General features: G+C 45.8%; 13 protein-coding genes and 3 tRNA genes. 15 read left to right on the top strand and 1 reads right to left on the bottom strand.

Annotation, left to right across the window (positions count from 1 at the left end):
* Nucleotides 1-108 precede the first annotated feature (108 nt).
* The 14 genes from ACFQS8_RS03860 (at nt 109) to ACFQS8_RS03795 (ending at nt 11845) form a co-directional block, all read left to right on the top strand.
* Nucleotides 109-1320, top strand: a complete 1212-nt coding sequence (locus ACFQS8_RS03860; protein ID WP_382165886.1) for an LL-diaminopimelate aminotransferase — start codon at nt 109-111, stop codon at nt 1318-1320.
* A gap of 6 nt (nt 1321-1326) precedes the next feature.
* The gene (locus ACFQS8_RS03855; RefSeq protein WP_382165884.1) at nt 1327-2616 is read left to right on the top strand and encodes a homoserine dehydrogenase; all 1290 of its coding nucleotides are present in this window, start codon (nt 1327-1329) and stop codon (nt 2614-2616) included.
* Nucleotides 2617-2669: 53 nt separating this feature from the next.
* Nucleotides 2670-3623, top strand: coding sequence for a class II fructose-bisphosphatase (gene glpX, locus ACFQS8_RS03850; protein WP_382165882.1), 954 nt, complete (start codon nt 2670-2672; stop codon nt 3621-3623).
* A 157-nt stretch (nt 3624-3780) separates the two neighbouring features.
* Nucleotides 3781-5613, top strand: a complete 1833-nt coding sequence (recJ, locus tag ACFQS8_RS03845; RefSeq protein ID WP_382165880.1) for a single-stranded-DNA-specific exonuclease RecJ — start codon at nt 3781-3783, stop codon at nt 5611-5613.
* A gap of 56 nt (nt 5614-5669) precedes the next feature.
* A tRNA-Glu gene (locus tag ACFQS8_RS03840) sits at nt 5670-5744 on the top strand.
* Nucleotides 5745-6062: 318 nt separating this feature from the next.
* On the top strand, nt 6063-6578 hold the full coding sequence (locus ACFQS8_RS03835) for a cold-shock protein (protein WP_382165879.1): 516 nt from the start codon (nt 6063-6065) through the stop codon (nt 6576-6578).
* A gap of 163 nt (nt 6579-6741) precedes the next feature.
* On the top strand, nt 6742-7236 hold the full coding sequence (locus tag ACFQS8_RS03830) for a DUF192 domain-containing protein (RefSeq protein WP_382165877.1): 495 nt from the start codon (nt 6742-6744) through the stop codon (nt 7234-7236).
* Between the two features lie 155 nt (nt 7237-7391).
* Nucleotides 7392-7468: transfer RNA gene (locus ACFQS8_RS03825), tRNA-Pro, on the top strand.
* Between the two features lie 50 nt (nt 7469-7518).
* A complete protein-coding gene (locus tag ACFQS8_RS03820) occupies nt 7519-8241 on the top strand; it encodes a sirohydrochlorin chelatase (protein ID WP_382165875.1) in 723 nt (240 codons plus the stop codon).
* Between the two features lie 67 nt (nt 8242-8308).
* A complete protein-coding gene (locus tag ACFQS8_RS03815) occupies nt 8309-8614 on the top strand; it encodes an ETC complex I subunit (RefSeq protein ID WP_382165873.1) in 306 nt (101 codons plus the stop codon).
* A 102-nt stretch (nt 8615-8716) separates the two neighbouring features.
* Nucleotides 8717-8793: transfer RNA gene (locus ACFQS8_RS03810), tRNA-Arg, on the top strand.
* 263 nt (nt 8794-9056) lie between these two features.
* Complete coding sequence (locus tag ACFQS8_RS03805; protein ID WP_382165871.1) at nt 9057-10103, top strand: LacI family DNA-binding transcriptional regulator; 1047 nt, start codon at nt 9057-9059, stop codon at nt 10101-10103.
* A 210-nt stretch (nt 10104-10313) separates the two neighbouring features.
* Nucleotides 10314-11189, top strand: coding sequence for an aldose 1-epimerase (locus ACFQS8_RS03800; protein ID WP_382166581.1), 876 nt, complete (start codon nt 10314-10316; stop codon nt 11187-11189).
* Nucleotides 11190-11584: 395 nt separating this feature from the next.
* Complete coding sequence (locus tag ACFQS8_RS03795; protein ID WP_382165869.1) at nt 11585-11845, top strand: hypothetical protein; 261 nt, start codon at nt 11585-11587, stop codon at nt 11843-11845.
* Here ACFQS8_RS03795 and gph read toward each other — a convergent pair.
* Nucleotides 11842-12525 (bottom strand): phosphoglycolate phosphatase, encoded by a 684-nt coding sequence (gene gph / locus ACFQS8_RS03790; RefSeq protein ID WP_382165867.1) that lies wholly within the window; start codon nt 12523-12525, stop codon nt 11842-11844. The genes ACFQS8_RS03795 and gph overlap by 4 nt on opposite strands.
* Before the next feature lie 121 nt (nt 12526-12646).
* Between gph and glmU the strand changes: the two genes are divergently transcribed.
* Nucleotides 12647-13999 (top strand): bifunctional UDP-N-acetylglucosamine diphosphorylase/glucosamine-1-phosphate N-acetyltransferase GlmU, encoded by a 1353-nt coding sequence (glmU, locus tag ACFQS8_RS03785; protein WP_382165865.1) that lies wholly within the window; start codon nt 12647-12649, stop codon nt 13997-13999.
* Nucleotides 14000-14053: the final 54 nt, after the last annotated feature.

Genomic DNA, 14053 nt, shown 5'->3' with positions numbered 1-14053 from the left:
ATTAAAGTGATATTTTGCGTGCAAAGGCCTGCCCTTGGGTTTATGACGCGGTAAGTTAATGCGCCTTGTAATAGTGCGAGGTGTTCAGAGTATAAAATTGGTGTCCCAATGAAGTTGGAATTTCACAAGATCAGACGTCTTCCTCCGTATGTGTTCGAGCAGGTAAACCGTAAAGCGGCCCAGCTACGAGCGGCGGGCGCGGACATTATTGATCTTGGTATGGGAAATCCTGACCTGCCAACACCTAAGCACATTATCGATAAATTATGTGAAACTGCTTATAAACCGAAGGCAAACCGATATTCTTCATCGCGCGGAATACCGGGACTTCGTCGTGCGGCAGCTGCTTACTATCAACGCCGATTTGGTGTGGATTTGGATCCGAACACGCAAATAGTTGCGACATTGGGGTCAAAAGAGGGATTTGCGAATCTAGCTCAGGCTATTTCCGCGCCAGGGGATGTGATTATTGCACCCAATCCATCATACCCTTTGCATACATTCGGGTTCCTGATCGCTGGAGCATCTATGCGCCATATCAAAGCGGATTCTCCTGAAGAGTATTTGGCTGGTATGGACAAGGCGATTCGTCACTCTGTGCCGAAGCCTACTGCGATGGTTTTATGTTATCCTGCGAATCCAACTGCTCAAGTTGCAGATCTTGATTTCTATAAAGAAGCGGTACGTATCGCTAAAAAGCATGAGATCTGGATATTATCCGATTTGGCTTACACGGAAATATATTTCGATAACCCTCCACCTTCAGTTCTTCAGGTTGAGGGTGCTATGGATATCGCAGTGGAAACAACATCTCTATCCAAAACCTATGCAATGGCTGGGTGGCGTATGGGATTCGCTGCAGGTAATGAGCGTTTGATTGGTGCTTTGGCTCGGGTCAAATCTTATCTCGATTATGGCGCATTTACACCTATTCAAGTGGCGGCAACAGCAGCTTTGAATGGCCCTCAAGATTGCGTCGACGAAATGCGTGAAATTTATAGAACACGCAGAGACGTGATGATTGAAAGTTTTTCGCGTGCTGGATGGGAAGTGCCTAGTCCAAGCGCATCAATGTTTGCTTGGGCACCAATTCCAGAGGCGTTTCGTCATCTTGGTTCGCTAGAGTTTTCGCTTCGCCTAATCGAGCAGGCGCACGTGGCTGTTGCGCCTGGAGCCGGATTTGGTGAATACGGGGACGGACATGTTCGTCTGGCGCTTGTTGAAAACGAGCAGCGTATTCGTCAAGCTGCACGTAACATTCGCCGCTTCATTGATGCAGGTCCTAATAATTCAGAACCAGTCGTTGCGGCTGGAGAGTAAGAAAAAATGACAGAACAAAAAACTCTCAGACTAGGAATAGCCGGTTTAGGAAATGTCGGTGTTGGACTTGTAAAGCTCGTTCAGCAGCAAGATAAACTTCGCTTACCTGGAAATCTTGAGATTTCACTCGTCTCAGCTAGATCGCGGAGCAGAAACAGAGGTGTCGACCTATCTGGATATGGTTGGGAGGATGATGCCGCTCAGCTCGCTAAATCTGATAAGATTGATGTGTTTGTAGAACTAATGGGTGGTTCAGATGGACCTGCGCGTCATTCAGTAGAAACAGCCATCCGAGCAGGCAAGCATGTTGTAACTGCCAATAAGGCATTAATGGCTGAGCATGGGGCGCACTTAGCTCTTCTTGCGGAAGAGCATGGTGTTCATCTGCTTTTCGATGCTGCTGTGGCTGGTGGTGTTCCGATTGTACGGGCAGTGCGTGATAGTTTTTCTGGCGTAGATATTCACCGCGTGTCAGGAATATTAAACGGTACATGTAATTATATTTTGACCCAAATGCTTGAGACTGGAGCTGACTATAAGTCTGTTCTCAAAGAGGCTCAGCAGTTGGGGTATGCCGAATCGGACCCTTATTTAGATGTGTCGGGAATGGACGCAGCCCACAAAGCGCTTATCTTGGCAGTGTTAGCTTTTGGTGCAAAACCTGATTTTTCTAAAGTGCGTGTTGCAGGCGTTGATCAAATAGAAAGCCTTGATATTAAACTCGCAAATAAAATGGGTTATCGAATTCGATTGGTTGCCGAAGCAGTTCAAGACGAAAATGGCGTCCGCTGCCATGTGGCACCAGCGCTGTTTAAGGTTGACCATCCATTAGCTCAAGTTACCGGACCTACGAATGCGGTGATGGTTGAGGGTGAACCCGTTGGCCGTGTTACGATGACTGGGCCAGGTGCGGGAGAAGGTCCGACTGCTTCAGCAGTAATGGGAGATATTTCTCGTATATTGCAAGGAGCTGTTACAGCACCGTTTGGCTTGCCGGTCTCTCAGTTAGAAGACAAACTATATCTTTCTAGCGGCGATGGCCCAAGAAGTGTATGGTTTATTCGTATTCGGCTTTCAGACAAGTCTGGGGCAATGGCATCATTGTCAAATGCGTTGGCTAAATGTGATGTTTCAATTGACCTAATGCAGCAAGATTCGAGTGCTGGCGGGGATGGATCTCCAATTGCTATTATGACACACCCTTGTGCTAGAAATGTAGTCGAATCTGCCGCTGCAATTGTGGCTGAGCTTGAAGCATGTGTAGATAAACCTCGCGTTTTGCGTGTTGAGGCATGAGTTTCGCATAGAGCGCTATATACAAGATACTAAAACCAAAGAATGGGACAAAAATGACTTCTAATGCTTTGAATCCGACATTTGCGGATGCGATGGTTCGTGTAACTGAACGTGCTGCAGTTGCTTCTGAAACAATGGTTGGACGTGGTGATGAGAAAGCTGCAGACCAAGCAGCTGTGGATGCCATGAGAACAGCGCTCAACGAAGTTGTTATGAAAGGGCGCATCGTTATTGGTGAAGGTGAACGTGATGAAGCGCCTATGCTTTTCATTGGAGAAGAAGTCGGAACGGGCGAAGGTACTGAAATTGATATCGCGCTTGACCCTCTTGAAGGCACAACATTAACGGCGAAAGCTATGCCGAACGCTTTGGCAGTTCTTGCAATCGCTCCACGTGGTGGTTTGTTGCACGCTCCTGACGTTTACATGGATAAAATTGCTGTCGGTCCTGGATACCCAGCAGGCGTAATTGATTTGGACAAATCAACAATCGAAAACGCTAAAGCAGTTGCAGCAGCAAAAGGCGTCGAAGTAGGTCAGTTGAACGTATGTGTGCTTGATCGTCCGCGTCATGCAAAAATTATTGAAGACCTTCGTTCTTTAGGTATCCGCATTTCTCTTATTTCTGATGGGGATGTCGCTGGTATTATCAACACTACAAATCCAGACACCGGTATCGACCTTTACTTAGGTTCTGGTGGTGCACCAGAAGGTGTTCTAGCAGCTGCGGCGCTTAAATGTGTAGGCGGTCAGATGCAGGGGCGTTTGACCTTCCGCAATGATGACGAGCGTGGCCGTGCAACTCGTATTGGTATCACCGATCTCGATAAAAAATACGACCTTCACGAACTTTGCTCTAAAGATGCAGTCTTCGCCGCAACTGGTGTTACAAATGGTGGTCTATTAGCAGGTGTTAAGCGCCAAAATGGTAAAGTCTACACAGACTCCATTGTGATGTCCTCTTTTGATGGCGTCGTTCGGAACGTAAAATCTACTTACCCAGGTTAAAATTCGAGCTGTATAGCTTTTGAATATTTCTTTGTAAGGAGGCGATTTCTGTATTGGAAGTCGCCTCTTTTGCATTTGAATGGATGACAAGCGCGGTGTGATCAGTAGAAGTGGGAGTGATCCACTTGTGTTTGGGTTGCTTTAAATTGGTGTTTTTATGTCTCGTTCTGCATTCCTTGATTCTTCTCATGAGTTACCTGTTGACGAAACGGGACCAGCTTTTTTGGGAGTGGAGCAATCTCTGACGGGAAGAAAGTGGCGTAGTCGACCGGTTGAAGAAGGGCATGCCAACGCGCTGGCTCAAAAATTAGGTAAATCAAATATCATTGGTCGATTGCTTGCCGGGCGCGGTATCGGTATTGAAGAAGCAGGGAGCTACTTTACACCGACCCTGAAGGAATTGTTTCCTGACCCTAGCAGCTTTACAGATATGGATGCTGCAATTGAAGTGATTCTCGATGCGTTAGTTAATGGACGCAGAGTTGCGGTTTTGGCCGATTATGATGTGGATGGCGGGACGTCGGCTGCTATTCTTACAAAGTATTTTAGGGCTTGGGGCCATGATTTGCTCCTTTACGTGCCCGACCGATTAACAGAGGGCTATGGCCCCTCTCCTGAGGCATTTAAAAGCCTGCAAGAGCAAGGTGCGGAGCTGGTCATCACAGTCGATTGCGGGGCGGCGGCGGTTGAGGCTTTGGAAACAGCCCATGAGATCGGTGTCCAAGTGGTCGTACTTGATCATCACTTAATGCAAAGCGCACCACCTCCCGCCGCTGCTGTTGTGAATCCTAATAGACCTGATTGTGAATCCGGGTGTGGTCATTTATGCGCAGCGGGTGTCGTGTTTATTTTGACTGCTGGTTTGAATAGATTAGCGCGACAGCGCGGTGTAGCACCTGACAATGGTCTACCGGATCCGATGAAATGGCTTGATTTGTGTGCTTTGGGGACCTTGTGTGACATGGCACCTTTGAAAGGGGTGAATCGTGCGTTTGTGAATGCTGGTCTAAAAGTTCTTGCACGGATGGATAATATTGGGCTGGAGGCATTGTCGCAGGTTTCCGGTGTGGAGGCCCCCAAGTCTGTTTATCATGCGACCTTTCTTTTGGGGCCTCGATTGAACGCAGGTGGACGAATCGGCGACCCGTGGATTGCTGCTAAGCTGTTAGGGTGTGAAGATCGTAAAGAAGCGCTCGTACTTGCAGAACGATTGCATGCGCTGAACGAAGCACGCAAAGAGATAGAAGCTGACATTCTGGATGAAGCCACTCGCATGGTTGAGGTAAGGCTTAGTGAGAAGCCAAACGCGGGAGCTATCGTCGTGGGGGGTGAAGGTTGGCATCCTGGTGTGATTGGAATTGTTGCTGGGCGGTTAAAAGAAAAATATCACAGGCCGACAATTGTGATTGGTTGGGGAGAGGATCTTGGTCCGGTGGCGAAAGGTTCTGGGCGCTCTGTGGCCGGTGTAAATTTGGGCGATTTGATTGCACAAGCGTCACGGGAAGGTGTTATTTTATCTGGTGGTGGGCATGCTATGGCGGCTGGTTTATCGCTTGAGCCATCCCAATTGGATGGATTTAGAGAATTTATGGAAGCCCACACGCTTGACGCTAAGAAAGAACTGGCAGAGGCGAGGGTGTTGGATTTTGATGGTTTGCTTTCGCCTGCATCGGCGAGTGGTGATTTGCTAGAGTCTATTGAGGCGGCTGGCCCCTATGGGGCTGGAGCGCCTGAGCCGCTATTTGCACTGGCAAATGTGCGCCCGAATAATGTTCGCCGCGTAGGCGTTGATCATTTGAGCTTTGAGATACTGGGAGAAGATGGTGGAAAATTGCGTGCCATCGCGTTTCGAGTCGCCGATACGGATTTAGGGCAGGTGATTTTGTCGTGTAAGCCTATGCATTTGGCTGGAAAGTTAAAACCAGACGAGTGGAGAGGTGCTGGAAAGGTGCAATTTGAGGTTCTTGATGGTTTTTTTCAAAATAATTGAAAAAAGAACTTGCATCTAAAATCGCACATTTGTATACAGCGCTCTCACACTGATGCGGTCCCTTCGTCTATCGGTTAGGACGCTAGGTTTTCAACCTAGAAAGAGGGGTTCGATTCCCCTAGGGACTGCCAAGTGTGTTGAGAGCAATCGCTCGACTTGGTCGCTGTTTAGCTGCTACAAAATTTCCACTAATCATTATTCTGAATATTTCTTTCCATCCATGTGAATGAGATGGTGATGATAATTTGTGGGGTACCAATGGATTATATGGTGCTTTTTTATTTGGCATCATGTTGTAATTTTACCTTGGGAACCGTTTACCCTTTGACTTATTAAGAAAACAACTTATTTGATTAATGGGACTGATGGGCTGTCAGTTACAGTCGGGCTTGCTGGTTCATGCGGTGGGTTTTAGTTTCTAGAGTGCAGGGACGTTAGAACGAAGTATTATGGGGCAGGAGCACAACACAGCGTCAGACAATAGCGTTACCAAGATCGATATCGGCACGATTGAAATTTCCGGACGCGTTAAGTGGTTTGATTCGGTCAAAGGGTTTGGTTTTATCATTCCTGATGATGGGCTGGATGGGCAAGAAGCTTTGCTTCATATCTCTATTCTGCGAGACTTTGGCGCTGAAATCGCTGCTGAAGGTATGTTGATTACGTGTGACGTTGTTAAACGGGAGCGTGGTTACCAAGTTACTCAAGTGAAGAACTTGGATGGTGGAGCCGTTGTTACGCCTTTAGAAGGGGCTGCACGTGAGCCAGTTCTGATCAAGTGGTTTAATCGTACTAAGGGGTACGGATTTGTGCATCGTGAAGGTGAAAATGAAGATATTTTTCTTCATATGGTTACTTTGCGGCGTGCGGGGCTTGAAGATGCTGAGCCTGGGCAAAAAATATGGGTTTCTTTAGGTAAAGGCCCAAAGGGAAGTTATGTCGTTGAAGCTAGTTCCACGCCTTAACTGAAAAAATATGCGCGCTAAGAGCAATTGGACATACAAAATCTATCTATATTTGTCATGAACTGTAGCTTAGGCTTGTCTCTAGGCTCGTTTTTCTGCAATTGATTTAGATAAACCAAACTTTACTAGGCAAAAGCCGTTATTGAATGATGTGAGGCCCGAATTGAAAAAACTACTTTCTACACTAGCAGTTCTCTCGGTAGTTGCGATGGGGCATCCGGCAGCACTGGCACAAGATGGTGGTGTCAAATTCGAAACTGGAAGTCTCGTAATTAAAACTGATGATTCTCAACTAACCTTCAATATTGAAATCGCAGACTCCGCAGAAGAGACAACGCAAGGTTTGATGTTTCGTGAAACCTTGGCCGAAGATGCGGGAATGCTGTTTGATTTTGGGGTACCGCGTGAACCTAATATGTGGATGAAAAATACACTTATTCCGCTGGATATTTTGTTTCTCGATGACGAAGGTGTAATTGTTGCAATCGCAAGAAATGCACGACCACATTCTCAACGCCGAATTTCTCCGGGAATGATAGTAAAAGGGGTGCTTGAGCTAAACGGTGGTGTAGCTGCTAAAATGGACATACAGCCGGGGGATGTCGTGCAGCACGCAATATTTAATAATGTTGAAGTAGCTGTTGAGGCTCCTAAATAGAATTTTAGGAGTAGCGAGCGAAAAAAAATCGCTTTTATGCAAAAAAAGTTGATTTAGGGTCTTTCGTTCTGCGTAAACTTCGTTACAAAGCGTCTCCTGATCGACGGTAACTTTATAACGATCAGAGAAGAGTTTTAAATAACTCGTAAAAATGTCGGGACGTAGCGCAGTCTGGTAGCGCATCTGGTTTGGGACCAGAGGGTCGGGAGTTCGAATCTCTCCGTCCCGACCATTTTTAATTTCACCGAGACAATTCAGTTTAGTTGTATTAAGATTGGCTGCATGGACGATCTCTCGACTATTGAAATAATATTATGTGCTCATGGTGATAGGCGCGGCAGTTTTACCGAACGCAACTCCAATCTCAAAAGCGTAGTAGACTATATAAAGTCAGAAATTGCCCCAAAATCTTGTCAAATAGCTCTGTTGTCTGAGCAAGGTTCGCTTGAGGCGGCCCTCGCGGAAGTTGACTTTAAAGTGACGCTTATATTGCCTCTAATTTTTTCGGACGGATACTTTTATAAGAAGATAGAGAAATCCGTTGGCGGCTTAGGCGGTGATGCATCAAACCTGATACGCGTAGCTGCTCCACTATGTGATTGGCCAGAGCTTTCGGAATGCTTGGTTGGGAAAGTTCCTGAAGGGGGCGTATTGTTGGTTGCCCATGGGTCGCAACGTTCATCTGCTTCTCGCCTCGCAAATGAAAGACTGGCTGCTAGATTAAGTGATTTTTCTAAACTGTCGGTTACTTGTGCTTATTTAGAGGAAGAGCCATATGCTGATCAAGTATTAGCGGACTCTAAAGAGGCGTTATGCGTTGTTGGGTTGTTTTTAGGAAGTGGCTTGCACGGTGCTGAAGATTGGAGTTTAGCTATTTCAAAATCGGCAGTAGACCCAGTTGCATCCTTTACGATTGGCGGAATGCCAGAGTTTCCGGCGCTGGTATGTCGGAAGATAAAAAAAATTTACCGCGACAAGGATAGTAATTCCTATTTGACCGATTGAAATTTCGTGCGTTTACAGGCATGCAATAAGAGAAAGATCATTGCGATAAGGGAGCACGCGCGCACTCATGCTGGCAAAAATTTACAAGCCGTCAAAAAATGCCATGCAATCTGGCAAAGCGAAAACTTCAGCTTGGGTGTTGGAGTTGGATGTTGCTGCTGCACGTAGCGTTGACCCACTTATGGGGTGGACGAGCACAGATAGTACGGAAACTCAATTGCGTATGACGTTTGAAACGCGCGAAGAGGCAGTTGCGTATGCGCGTCGAAAGGGGCTTGAGTTTCAGGTGCTTACCCCGCGTGAGCCGAAGCGTATAATCAAGACATATGCTGAGAATTTCTCAACCGATCGAAAATATCCTTGGACGCATTAAAGTTTGATTTTTATGAATCTGTTGGATAATTATCTGTCATTAAATTAAAATCGACACGTGCATTTCAGAATATGACTTGCTAAGAGTGTCATCGAGAATATCGGCTCCGTAGCTCAGTTGGATAGAGCAAGGACCTTCTAAGTCCGAGGTCGCAGGTTCGAATCCTGCCGGGGTCACCAGTTTATAAGAGCCTATGACATAAAAATTGTCATAGGCTTTTTGTTTGGAATTCCTATGAATTATATTCCGGCAGGGGCGATATCTATACTAATGGTTGCGCCAGCATTTGATTCCGTACACTCTCTTATTTAAAAGTTACATCGTTGCGAATCGACTACGAATATGTCGAACGCTTTTAGTTGGATGGATGTTGGGCTGATGTGGCTGCATACCTTTATGGGGTGGTATTGTTATTCTGTATGCTGAAGTTAGGGATTGATGCGTGAGTAAAAAAAACGAGACTAACAAAGCTTCAGTTACGTTAATTGATGTTGCAAAGCATGCGGGTGTTTCGCCAATGACCGTTTCGCGTGTGTTGAACAATCTTTCAATCGTTAAATCTGCAACTCGTGAGAAGGTGTTATCTTCTGTCGAAAGGCTGAACTATTCGCCTAACCAAGCCGCACGAAGTTTGGCAGGTGGACGTTCGACTCGCATCTGTCTGTTGTATGGAAATCCTTCATCTGCCTATCTTGGTGAGTTGCTGATGGGAGCTCTTGAGGCTGTTAGTACTTACGGTTATCAGTTGGTCGTAAACAGAGTTCCGGAAGATATATCTCCTGAGAGTTTGCGCAAAGATTTGCATAGAACTTGGGATGGGCTGATAATTTCTCCGCCAATGGGGGATGTGAAAGGAATTCGGCGTTTGCTTAACGAGGAAGGGTTTCCCACGGTTTATCTCGGGTGTTTTTCTGAAAATAAAAGCGCGTGTGAGATGGGGATTGATGACTATCAAGCTTCCATTGACGTCATTGATTTCCTAGTGGGGCTTGGTCATAGCCGAATTGGCTTTATTCAAGGGCACCCTAGTCACCGTAGTAGTGCGCAACGTTTAGCTGGTGTAGAAGAAGGTTTGAGGCGAGCGGGCTTGCCTGCGGGTGGTGATCTGGTGGTGCCAGGGTTCTTTACCTATCGTTCTGGAATGGAAGCAGGCTTGCAGCTGTTGAAGGCGAGGAATCCACCAACTGCTATTTTTGCAGCAAATGATGATATGGCGGCGGGAGTGTTGGCGGCTGCGTCTGAAATGGGGCTAAAAGTTCCTCGTGATGTGTCGGTCGTTGGTTTTGATGATTCTCCAATCGCCACGACTGTTTGGCCAAACTTAACTACAATTCGTCAGCCGCTTTCAGAATTGGCGGGTCGCGCGGTTAAAACACTCGGTGATATGATTGGGGAGGGGAAGCGTCAGGCTGATACCTCTGAGTCTAAGACTTATTTGGAATATTCTCTGATTAAACGGGAATCTGCAGCGGCTCCGAAGGCTGATTAATATTAGAAATATATGACTTAAACAGGGGCGGAAATAAGCTTGCAAATTGTGGTCTTTTGTGATAGCGCTATCATATCGCAATTTGGCAATGCCTAATTGGCGTTCTAGAGGAATATCGTCCCGTATAGCCTCTCGTATCTTTTTGTGGGAAGAGAAGTAGCTGATGTATCAGTGTTCTTCTCTTCCCCTTTTTTTGTTTTAGAGTTGGTGATGACGATTATTTTGCAAAATGAAGCTCTCACGCTTGGGGTTGAACCTAAGCATGGCGGTCAAGTATCATTATTCAAGATGGGCGGTTTTGATGTTTTTCGGCCTCAAAAGGCTACTGATGCGTTGAGTGCTTTAGATTCGGGCTCATTTGTTCTGTTGCCTTTCTCTAACCGCATAAAGCAAGGTTTTTTTGAATTTGACGGTAAGCGCTACCAGCTGCCTATTAACTGGCAGGGCGATGAAAACGCTATTCACGGAAATGGTTGGTATTCAGCTTGGGAAGTAGAAAAACAGACCGAGACGTCATGTGAGCTGCGTTATGAGCATGATGGGTCGTGGTGGCCTTGGCCGTTTGTCGCAAGGTTGACCTACTCCCTTGAGGGGCGGTCTTTAAAGATGGCTGCAGAAGTTCGTAATATTGCAGAAGAGTGCATGCCAGTTGGTATTGGCTTTCATCCCTATTTTCTGGCAAATGCCGATACTACAATGCAATTTAATGCGAGGAGTGCTTACTTGCCATTTGAATCGCATAGCGCATTGGCATTGGGGCAGGCCGTTGAGAGTAGACTGAATTTTTCAAGGACAAAGCCTGTAAAATCTAGTGAGCTTATAGATCATAATTATGATGGGTGGGATGGTATAGCTCATTTGAAGAATTGTGGTGCTAAATTTGATGTGCTTATCAAAGCCGACGAAAATATGAGGCATGCCATGGTGTATTCTCCACCGAGCGAAGGTTTCGTGTGTTTCGAGCCGACCACACATTCTGCTGGCGCGTTTAATTTAGAAAATGGCTGTGATCATGGCGTCCGGCGACTTGACCCCGCGCAGGTCTTTACCGCCGGTTTCTCGATAGAATTAACGGACAGAAAGTAATCTAGCTTTTGCCGTATTAGAATCGTTAAATTCAACTCCGATACATAGAGTTGGCTAAAATCCCGTGTGAATTAAAAATGATCTTGCGTTCCGAGTTTATTTTGTGAATAGGCAATGCGCTTTTGTGACAAGAAATTCATGCGAAAATCACAAAAATCAAATAATTGGATGAATAGAATATGAACAAGAGGTCTTTTGTTCAGACTCTGTTCAGCTATAGATTTAGTTTTGTTAAATTTTAATTTCAACTATTGAATTTAGCTTTTGAACAGATATATTTAAGTCATTCAAGTGGAGCATAAATATATAATAACTCTTTTGAATACTTAGAGGGACTGGTCTCTGACAATGACTGTTTTGAACGGTCGATGTTTAAATTTGGAGTAGTAAAGTAAATGGCCAGTGATTTTTGTACTGAAGACGGCGCGCTACGTTTAAAAAATAAGATTGAAGAGTATTGGAAAAGCCGCGGGTTCGATGTGAATATTGATCTTGTCGATGCGGGATTTATCCCAGCTATGCGGTCAGCCAGGACAGATGTTCGTTCCAATATGATTAATGGGATGCCCACCCCTGGTGTGGGAGGCTCTCTTAGGGGCAGCTCAGACAAAAAAAGTCAATTTGCGCAAGAATTTTCCCGCCAAATGATGAATTAGGTCCCTTTCTCCAAGAGAGACTTTAGTGAATTGGGAAGTTCACTGTAATGATTGATAATCGCGTCTGGAGTTAGTTCTTCGGGCGCGATATCAGTGTATCCAAAGGAAACGAGTATAACAGGCACACCTGCATTTCTCGCCGCTCCAACGTCGGATACTGAATCGCCTATCATGATAGATTTATTGAGCGCTCCTCCAGCTGCATTTAAGGCGTGTAGATAGTGGTCTTTATGGGGCTTTTTGTGCGCGACAGCATCTGCCCCCACTATACTTTCAAAACGATGCGCTACGGAAAGTGCTTCAAGCAATTTTATGGCAAGCGCAGTGTTTTTGTTTGTGCACACACAAAATTTAGCGCCTTCTGATGAAAGCATGTCTAAAGTCGATTCAACGTCTTCAAACAAATGACTTTTCGCTGCGATATCCGTTTGATATATGTCGATGAATTGTAATGTCAGTTTATCAAGTTTTTCATCGTCAAACTTTACATTAGACTTTGCGGCACCGCGTTGGATGAGTGCGCGCGCACCTTGCCCAACAAAAGCGCGAACATTTTCGAGTGTAACTTTATCTAATCCCTCCTGATTCATTATTTGATTTGTGGCGCGATGGAGATCAGGGGCTGTTTCGACCAGCGTTCCGTCTAAGTCAAATACAAGTGTGAAACCGTCTAAAAACATGGTGTTTGCGTCCCTGTGAACAAGTTAATGTTAATTGACGCAGAAAAGCTTGCTACCCGCGCTCATATGAAGGATTGTCCGCCCGTCTTAAATGATTTGGGTTCAAACTGCGAGGGTGGACATGTCGAGAGCAGCAATAATTTTAGCAGCGGGCAAGGGGACGCGGATGAAGTCTGCTACTCCCAAAGTGCTTCATAAAGTAGCTGGACGTCCTATGATGGCTTGGACAGCTGATTTGGCAACCAAGCTCGGGTGTGAAAAAACGATTATAGTTGTTGGTCCTCAGTTTGAAGATGTGCATCAAGCAGCTTCAGACCTTGTAGGTGAAGACAATGTTTGCGTGCAACAATCTCAATCGGGAACTGCGACAGCCGTGCAGGCTGCAGCATCGGTGCTTGAAGGGTTTGAGGGGGATGTTATCGTATTATATGCAGATACTCCGCTTATCCCAGAAGATGTTGCACTAGGTGCGTTCTCTGCGATCAGTGCGGGTGCTTCCATTGCGGTGTTAGGGTTTGAGGCTGCTGATCCTGGGGGATATGGGCGGCTGATACTAGGCAGCGATGGTGGATTGGACCGTATTGTTGAAGCCAAAGATGCCAGCCCTGAAGAATATTGTGTGCGCTTGTGTAATTCCGGCGTCATGGCTGCTCCTTGGCCAATTATGTCTCGACTTTTGAAGGAGGTAAAAAACGACAATGCGAAGGGAGAATACTACCTCACCGACTTGGTAGGTCTTGCGCGGTTAGAAGGCTTAAAAGCAGCAGCTGTTTCTTGTGATGAAGAAGATGTGTTGGGAGTTAATTCGCGCGTACAGCTTGCTGAAGCAGAGGCTGTTTTTCAAAAAAGAGCCCGTGTTCGCTTTATGGAAGAAGGTGTCGGAATGATAGATCCTCAAACCGTCTATTTTTCATGGGACACGCAGATAGGAAAAGACGTATTTTTAGAACCCAATATTGTGTTTGGACCTAGTGTGATAATTGAAGACAATGTTTCGATAAAAGCATTTTGCCACATTGAAGGAGCAAAAGTAGCACGAGGGGCTGTCTTAGGGCCATATGCGCGTTTGCGCCCAGGCGCAGATATTGGGGAAGACGTGCGTGTTGGAAACTTCGTTGAAGTTAAAAACGTGAAAATGGATAAGGGTTCTAAAGCCAACCATCTTTCGTACTTGGGAGATGGACGCATTGGTGAGAATGCGAATATTGGCGCGGGTACTATTTTTTGCAATTATGATGGCTTTTTGAAATATCAAACGATCATTGGCAAGAATGCGTTCATAGGGTCGAACTCTTCTATTGTTGCTCCTGTTAGTGTCGGTGACGGTGCTATGGTCGGCTCGGGCTCAGTTATAACTCAAGATGTAGAATCTGGTGCTTTAGCTGTGGCGCGTGGACGTCAGGTTTCTAAATCAGGTTGGGCCACTAAATTTCGTGAAACTATGGCGGCAAAGAAAAAGGCTTCCAAAAAATAGTTAAGGCAGCAAGTGCCGCTAGTAAAATTTACTATTGCGTATGGTGAAAGTCTA

It is taken from the genome of Hirschia litorea, assembly GCF_042665075.1.
In the GTDB taxonomy this organism is placed as follows: Bacteria; Pseudomonadota; Alphaproteobacteria; order Caulobacterales; family Hyphomonadaceae; genus Hirschia; species Hirschia litorea.
This window is presented reverse-complemented; position numbering and strand designations above follow the sequence as displayed.

Bases quoted from the DNA above. Each gene is read 5' to 3' on its own strand.
- ACFQS8_RS03860 (WP_382165886.1), top strand. From the start codon at position 109: ATGAAGTTGGAATTTCACAAGATCAGACGTCTTCCTCCGTATGTGTTC.
- ACFQS8_RS03855 (WP_382165884.1), top strand. From the start codon at position 1,327: ATGACAGAACAAAAAACTCTCAGACTAGGAATAGCCGGTTTAGGAAAT.
- glpX (WP_382165882.1), top strand. From the start codon at position 2,670: ATGACTTCTAATGCTTTGAATCCGACATTTGCGGATGCGATGGTTCGT.
- recJ (WP_382165880.1), top strand. From the start codon at position 3,781: ATGTCTCGTTCTGCATTCCTTGATTCTTCTCATGAGTTACCTGTTGAC.
- ACFQS8_RS03835 (WP_382165879.1), top strand. From the start codon at position 6,063: ATGGGGCAGGAGCACAACACAGCGTCAGACAATAGCGTTACCAAGATC.
- ACFQS8_RS03820 (WP_382165875.1), top strand. From the start codon at position 7,519: ATGGACGATCTCTCGACTATTGAAATAATATTATGTGCTCATGGTGAT.
- ACFQS8_RS03815 (WP_382165873.1), top strand. From the start codon at position 8,309: ATGCTGGCAAAAATTTACAAGCCGTCAAAAAATGCCATGCAATCTGGC.
- ACFQS8_RS03800 (WP_382166581.1), top strand. From the start codon at position 10,314: ATGACGATTATTTTGCAAAATGAAGCTCTCACGCTTGGGGTTGAACCT.
- ACFQS8_RS03795 (WP_382165869.1), top strand. From the start codon at position 11,585: ATGGCCAGTGATTTTTGTACTGAAGACGGCGCGCTACGTTTAAAAAAT.
- gph (WP_382165867.1), bottom strand. From the start codon at position 12,525: ATGTTTTTAGACGGTTTCACACTTGTATTTGACTTAGACGGAACGCTG.
- glmU (WP_382165865.1), top strand. From the start codon at position 12,647: ATGTCGAGAGCAGCAATAATTTTAGCAGCGGGCAAGGGGACGCGGATG.